The organism is Helicobacter pylori, from assembly GCF_011140715.1.
GTDB lineage: Bacteria > Campylobacterota > Campylobacteria > Campylobacterales > Helicobacteraceae > Helicobacter > Helicobacter pylori_DA.
Genome location: NZ_SFZZ01000025.1, coordinates 38,171 through 44,613, shown reverse-complemented (window position 1 = coordinate 44,613; position 6,443 = coordinate 38,171). Strand labels below are relative to the sequence as shown.

The window sequence follows — 6,443 nt, the reverse complement described above, 5'->3', positions numbered from 1 at the left end:
TTGTCAAATTAGATTACTTGGGGTTAATAGGCGTTTCTTTAATTTATCTGCTTGTGCTTATCCTAAAGCCTTTCACCCTCACGCGCCAAAAATGCGCTTGCGTAGGGATCTTATGCCTTTCTTTTTACGCTTGGAATTTTCCTGTTAAACATTCTTTAATCGTGCTTTATCTTTTCTATTTTGTGCTGTTAGCGACTTTATTGTGGCGTTTTTTAGGGGCTAGCATGAAGCAATCTTTCTTGCCCTCTATGAATATTTGCATCGTGTGGGTTTTTGCTTCTTCTTTACAGAGTTTTAGATTTTTAAGCGTGTCTGATTGCGTGGATTTTTCCCTTTTTACACTCGCTCTTATTTTATTGATACTGGTTTTAATCTATTGCAAACGCCTTTTTGGGTTGTATGAATACGCTAACACGCTTATTTTGATTGTGGGGCTTAGCGTGGTGGTGCTGTGTTCTAGCATGTTCATTCAAACTAAAGAATATTATGGCATGCGGTTGGGTTTTTACTTTTTAGGCTTGTTAGGGTGGCTTTTAGAATATGTGCATAACACTTTAAGGCGTTTGGAGCATAAGATTTAAAGCTCAAATAGGGATAGCTAAAGTTTTTTGGTTGAGTGTCCTTGATTGAGTGTCTTTTTAGGGTTTAAAAGCGGGTTTACAAAAATCTTAAAGAGGTTTGATGATCTTTTGTTTTTGGCGTTCTTGTTCTAATTTGGCCACTTGAGCAAAGACTATCGCTACCGCTTCAAACAATTCTTCTGGTATGGTAGCGTTCAATTTCACATCCCTATAAAGCTCTCTAGCGAGCGTTTTGTTTTCTATAATTTCTATGCCATGCTCTCTAGCGATACCCTTAATCCTAATGGCTAAATAATCCGTGCCTTTAGCCACTACCACAGGCACAGGGTGTTCTTCATCAAATTTGAGAGCGACGGCATAATGGGTAGGGTTAGTAACCACAACATTGGCTTTAGGGATTTCTTGCATCATTTTATTCGTGGCGTTTTTTACCATCATCTGGCGGATCTTGGCTTTGATTTCTGGGTTCCCTTCTTGCTGTTTGTATTCGTCCTTAACTTCTTGCTTGGTCATTTTTAAAGAGTTAGTGTATTGGCGGCGCTTGATTGCTAAATCTATAAAAGCCAAGACAAAAAATAAAAATAAAAGCGAAGAAATGAGTAATAACGCCTTGCTTTTAAACCACAATAACTGGCCTTGCAAATTCAAAAGAGCCGCATGGTTTAATTCCCCTAAAAATAAGGAAAAGATGAAAAACCCCAGAAAAAAAGCTAAAAAAACTTTCAAGGTGATCAAACTCACATCAAGGAGCTTTTTTAAAGAAAAAAGGTTTTTGACGCCATTGATAGGGTTGATTTTAGAAAATTTAGGCTCAATGACTTTAGGGGCAAAGAGCCAGCCAAATTGCAAGACATTGGATAAAAACGCCACCACCATTAAGATGATTAAAACAGGCAAAAGCAATAAAAAAGTGTCTTTAGCCAGTTGGTTAAACAGCTCTTGAACGCTTTCTTTGCTAAAATCTAGGGAGAAATCTTTCAACACATGGCGATACATCTCGCTAAAGCCATCCACCCACCATATAAAAAAAACAAAAATACTCATTAGCCCAGCCAATAACCCTAAAAACCCCACCACTTCCATGCTTTTAGGCACATTGCCTTCTTCTCTGGCTTTTTGGATTTTTTTCGCGCTAGGGAGTTCGGTTTTTTCTTCTTCAGCCATTTGCTCCCTCTTTTAAAATTTGAACGGCTAATTCATAGTCTTTTAGGGTGTTGAGGTTTAAAAATTCTTCTTCTTTATCAAAATGGATAGCGGTTGAAGAGGCGTTTTTGATAAGATCGCTCAAGCGATAATTTTGCGTTTTAAGAGCGTAACTAAGAGCGTTAAGGACGCTTTTGTGCCACAAAGAAATCAAATAATGTTCTTTTGTGGGGCTTTTAGCATAGACTACGCTAAAGTTTTGAATCCCACAAAGAATTTTAATGCTTTCAAAGGATACTAAAGGCGTATCTATAGGGATAAAAAAAATATAAGGGGTTTGCAGCGTTAAAAAAGCGTTATGAATGCCAAAAAGGGGTGAAAAAAGACCGCTCTCTTTTTCTAAAAGGTAGGGAGCGTTTAATTCATACGATTTCTTAGCGCTGATAATGACTTGTTTGAAAAGTTTTAAAAGGCGCGAGTATTGGTATTCTAAAAGGCTAGAATACGATTTTAAAGGCATGAGAGCCTTATTGATTGGAATGTTATTGATGGTAAAACGAGAGCTTTTGCCCCCAGCTAATAAAACGCAAGGAATGTTATCAATGATAGGGTTTTTCAAAAGATCTATCCATGTTGATGTTGTTAAGTCATTGTTTATTATGTTACACTAAAAGCTTAAATAAAGAGCATAAGGGATAAAGGGAGTGTTAGTAGATAGTTTCAATAGGGTTATTGATTATATTAGGGTGTCTGTAACCAAACAATGTAATTTCAGGTGTCAGTATTGCATGCCTACCACGCCATTAGATTTTTTTGATGATGAAGAATTATTGCCTTTGGATAATGTTTTAGAATTTCTTAAAATCGCCATTGATGAGGGCGTTAAAAAAATCAGAATCACGGGTGGGGAGCCATTGTTACGCAAGGGTTTAGACGAGTTTATCGCTAAACTACACGCTTACAATAAGGAAGTGGCGTTAGTTTTAAGCACTAATGGTTTTTTACTCAAAAAAATGGCTAAGGGTTTAAAAGATGCCGGGTTATCACGGGTGAATGTTTCATTAGATTCTTTAAAAAGCGATAGGGTTTTAAAAATCTCTCAAAAAGATGCCCTTAAAAATGCGCTAGAAGGGATTGAAGAGTCCTTAAAGGTGGGTTTAAAACTCAAATTAAACATGGTTGTGATGAAAGGCGTTAATGATGATGAAATCTTAGAGCTTTTAGAGTATGCAAAAAACAGAAGCATACAAATCCGCTACATTGAATTTATGGAAAACACGCATGCTAAAAGTTTGGTTAAAGGCTTGAAAGAGCGAGAAATTTTAGATCTGATCGCTCAAAAATATAAGATTATGGGCATGGAAAACCCTAAAAAAGGGTCTTCTAAAATCTACACGCTAGAAAATGGCTATCAATTTGGCATTATCGCTCCGCATAGCGATGATTTTTGCCAATCTTGCAATCGTATCCGCTTGGCTTCTGATGGCAAGATTTGCCCATGTTTATACTATCAAGACGCCATAGACGCTAAAGAAGCGATCATCAATAAAGATATAAAAAATATAAAAAGGCTTTTAAAACAATCCATCATCAATAAACCAGAAAAAAACATGTGGAATGATAAAAATAACGACACTCCCACAAGGGCGTTTTACTACACAGGGGGGTAGGGGAAAATATTTATTATTTTAAACCTTTTTATAAAAAATAAGGCGGTTTGTTTAGGATTTTTGGTTATAGTGGCTAGGATCAAACAATAAGGAGGTCTTTATGGAAAAAATCCTAGCGTTTTTTAGTCCTAGTCTTTTATTTCTAGCTTTTCTTGGGGGGGGGGGTTACTTATAAGCCTACCCTAAACCTTTTAAAATCCCCAAAATCTCTCGCTTTTTTTAAAACTTACCTATTAACACCGCTAAAGAGAGGGTAATTCATGTTAGAAAACATGCAAGATATTCCGTTACAAAGCTCTCATGAAGCAGGGATGGATATTACAGAGAGCAAAATGCTTATAAAATTTGCACCATTATTATTGATGAATTTATATGAATATGTTGGAAATGGCAAGGATTCCAAAGAAGCGTTCGATCAAGCCATGAAGGATGCAAAGGATGTGGCGCTTAGCTGTGGTAGAGCAGCCTTTCTTAAAGACATGGTTTCAAATAGTCCAAACGAAACAATCCAAAGTTTTGATGGAGACTTAGAAATTGCGATGCGCTTAGAAAAAACTGGCATAGAGTGTTATAAGATATTTATTGACTATGGTTCTCAAAAGATCGATGATGATGAGCTTTCTTGTCGTTTGTTACACACTGGCACGAAAATTTTAGGCACAAAAGCTATGGCAGTTGTTGGTCAAACATTCATCCCCATTCCTGGAGTTGGAGCGATAATTGGAAATTTTGTGGGTGCATTACTGAGCAAAACTCTCTGTGAAAATTTGCGAGATGCTCTAAAAGAGGCTAAATTGGCGCGCCAAAGGCGTATAGAGATTGAAAAAGAATGCCGTGAAAGTATTAGGCTGTTAGAGATCTATCGCAATCAATTTAAGGAAGTGTTTAAGCAATATTTTCATGGGAATGTAAAATTCTTTAATGAGAATTTTAATAATCTTGAGAGGGCGCTTTATGCAGGAGATGCGGATTTGGCGATAGCGGTCAATAACAAGATCCAAGAAAGACTAGGTCAAAAGCCCTTGTTTAATAATACCCAAGAATTTTTGGAACTCATGAATAATGGTGGAAAAATAGAAATTTAAAGGAGAAATCATGGAAGAACAAAAAGATATGGGTCAAAGTGTGATCTTAACCAAAGTGCTGAAGTCGTTAGAAAGTGGTGGTTCTTTCAGTCAAAGAGATCGTGAGAAATTCGCACAAGCCGCTAGAACGCATGGGATTGAAGACAGCGTTATTGAAGAAATGATTGATATTGGTCAAACGCTCAGCCTTATCTACCGCCATGAAGATCTTATTGATGCAAGCGATTTATCAAGAGAACAAAAGAAAGCCGTGTTATCTGAGCTCCAAAAAAGCATTGATGAAAATCTAGAAGCTTTAAGAAATATTATAAACACATAAAGGATAAAACATGCCATTGCCATTTATTATAGCAGCTGGAGTGGCCCTAGCGGCAGCAGGATATGGAGTTGAAAAAAGTTGATGCAGACATTCTCAGCGAAGAGACTAATGAATATATTTAAGTATATCAATGAAGGCAATGATTTGCTAGAGGAAGCAGAAGAAGTTATTAAAGCTGTGGCTTCTGATTGCGAGTTTGCTCTTGCGAGATTTGAAGAGAAAAAGTGCTATATTAGAAATCAAGTAATTTCAGAATTTTCGCACCATTTTAATCAATTAAAAGGATTCGAGCTTATCAACAAAAAAGGCATGGAAAATATCCAACTCCATGTATCAAATACATTAAAAATTATTGATAAAAATCTCAAGATGAGTTCCTTTGATACCTTTGGTGTCGTTGGAAATGCTGTGGGAGGTTTCTCTATGGGATTTGGTTTGGCTGCTGGAGGTATAGTTGGAAGTATGGGGCTTTTAGCCGGACCCGCACTCGCTATTTTTGGAGCTTTGAGAGCCGCTGAAATGGAAAAAAGCTAGAAAATGCTAAGGCTCGCTACGAAGAGATCAGAGTGAGATTTGAGGAAGCGGTTGTGATGATTGATCAGTTTCAAGCTATTGAAAAAATGGCGATGTATTTCACTAGGCAGATCACAAAGTTTGACGCGCTGTTTTTCTCGCTTTCTCAAGAGGCAATCGCTACGATGAAAAAGCACAACTATGATGTTTCGCATTACAATCAAAAAGAAAATGATCAGATAGCTACTACTTATTCAACTCTTATGACTTTGGGTGCTTTTTTGGAAGTCCCTATCATGGATAAACACCAAAAGCTCAATGAAGCTACACAAAGTAAGCTAGAGTTTATGCAAAGGGAGATGAATAGCCTAGAAACTAAGCATTATGATTTAATTAATTCAACTAAAATCAAATTTGGATTGGCACGCAGATTATTTGAATTTTTTAGATCGTTTTGGGGAAAAAATGGAAGAATCAAAAAAGCGAACAACTCTTAATCGTTTCCCTTGCACTTCTTGTGGGCTTTGCTGTAAAAATATCGCTGGGATTATTGAGCTTATTGAGTTTGATACCGGCAATGGGGTGTGCAAGTTTTTGGATTTAGAAACAAATCTGTGCAAGATTTATGAATCGCGTCCGTTAATTTGCAGGATTGATGAAGTGCACAAAAAGCTTTATTCCCATATCCCGCTGAAGGAGTTTTATGCCAAAAACGCAGAGGTTTGTAACGCTTTACAAGAAGCAAACCACATGGATATAAGCTTTAGGGTTATTATTACGGAATAGACTAAAAATAGCTCTATTTTCATTAAATATGAACACTCAAAGTCTTATTATTAAAAAAAGGGGTTTTAGTTATTCTATTTTATGATAAAACTCATTCTCTTAAGGGGATAGGGGTATTTTGAAATAATTCCCCCTACAACCCCCAACTAAAAACCCCTAATTCAAGAAGACCGCTTTTTAGAGCTATCACTTGACTAGCATCAAGCTCTTTACTATTGATTGTAAAAAATGCTAATAGCATTTTTAAATTTGGTTATTGATATCCCATAAAAACAGACCCTATTTCACCAATGTGTTCTATGATTATAAACAATAATTGATTGAAGCATAAAAAATCTATAAATTT

The 6,443-nt window shown here is 36.5% G+C and carries 9 protein-coding genes; 7 read left to right on the top strand and 2 right to left on the bottom strand.

The genetic code is table 11. From position 1 onward, the window contains the following. Nucleotides 1–581: hypothetical protein (locus tag EWZ81_RS02960; protein ID WP_165548970.1), on the top strand; the 581-nt coding region annotated here is incomplete at its 5' end. 87 nt (nt 582–668) lie between these two features. On the opposite strand, the gene flhB is transcribed toward EWZ81_RS02960, so the two are convergent. Next, the gene (gene flhB, locus EWZ81_RS02955) at nt 669–1,745 is read right to left on the bottom strand and encodes a flagellar biosynthesis protein FlhB (RefSeq protein ID WP_165548969.1); all 1,077 of its coding nucleotides are present in this window, start codon (nt 1,743–1,745) and stop codon (nt 669–671) included. Further along, on the bottom strand, nt 1,738–2,343 hold the full coding sequence (gene mobA / locus EWZ81_RS02950; RefSeq protein ID WP_165548968.1) for a molybdenum cofactor guanylyltransferase MobA: 606 nt from the start codon (nt 2,341–2,343) through the stop codon (nt 1,738–1,740). Before mobA ends, flhB begins: the two co-directional genes overlap by 8 nt. A gap of 85 nt (nt 2,344–2,428) precedes the next feature. Here mobA and moaA point away from each other — a divergent pair, with 85 nt between their 5' ends. The 6 genes from moaA to EWZ81_RS02925 all read left to right on the top strand — a co-directional run bounded on the left by moaA (nt 2,429) and on the right by EWZ81_RS02925 (nt 6,097). Continuing rightward, the gene (gene moaA, locus EWZ81_RS02945; RefSeq protein ID WP_165548967.1) at nt 2,429–3,394 is read left to right on the top strand and encodes a GTP 3',8-cyclase MoaA; all 966 of its coding nucleotides are present in this window, start codon (nt 2,429–2,431) and stop codon (nt 3,392–3,394) included. 260 nt (nt 3,395–3,654) lie between these two features. Continuing rightward, complete coding sequence (locus EWZ81_RS02940; protein WP_165548966.1) at nt 3,655–4,479, top strand: hypothetical protein; 825 nt, start codon at nt 3,655–3,657, stop codon at nt 4,477–4,479. A gap of 10 nt (nt 4,480–4,489) precedes the next feature. Next, nucleotides 4,490–4,798, top strand: a complete 309-nt coding sequence (locus tag EWZ81_RS02935; RefSeq protein ID WP_165548965.1) for a hypothetical protein — start codon at nt 4,490–4,492, stop codon at nt 4,796–4,798. A gap of 108 nt (nt 4,799–4,906) precedes the next feature. Further along, entirely contained in the window at nt 4,907–5,332 is a 426-nt protein-coding gene (locus EWZ81_RS08430; protein WP_240146738.1) for a hypothetical protein, read from the top strand. Nucleotides 5,333–5,388: 56 nt separating this feature from the next. Continuing rightward, on the top strand, nt 5,389–5,808 hold the full coding sequence (locus EWZ81_RS08425) for a sortase (RefSeq protein WP_240146737.1): 420 nt from the start codon (nt 5,389–5,391) through the stop codon (nt 5,806–5,808). Next, nucleotides 5,777–6,097, top strand: a complete 321-nt coding sequence (locus EWZ81_RS02925) for a YkgJ family cysteine cluster protein (RefSeq protein WP_165548964.1) — start codon at nt 5,777–5,779, stop codon at nt 6,095–6,097. The genes EWZ81_RS08425 and EWZ81_RS02925 overlap by 32 nt, the downstream gene beginning before the upstream one ends. Nucleotides 6,098–6,443: the final 346 nt, after the last annotated feature.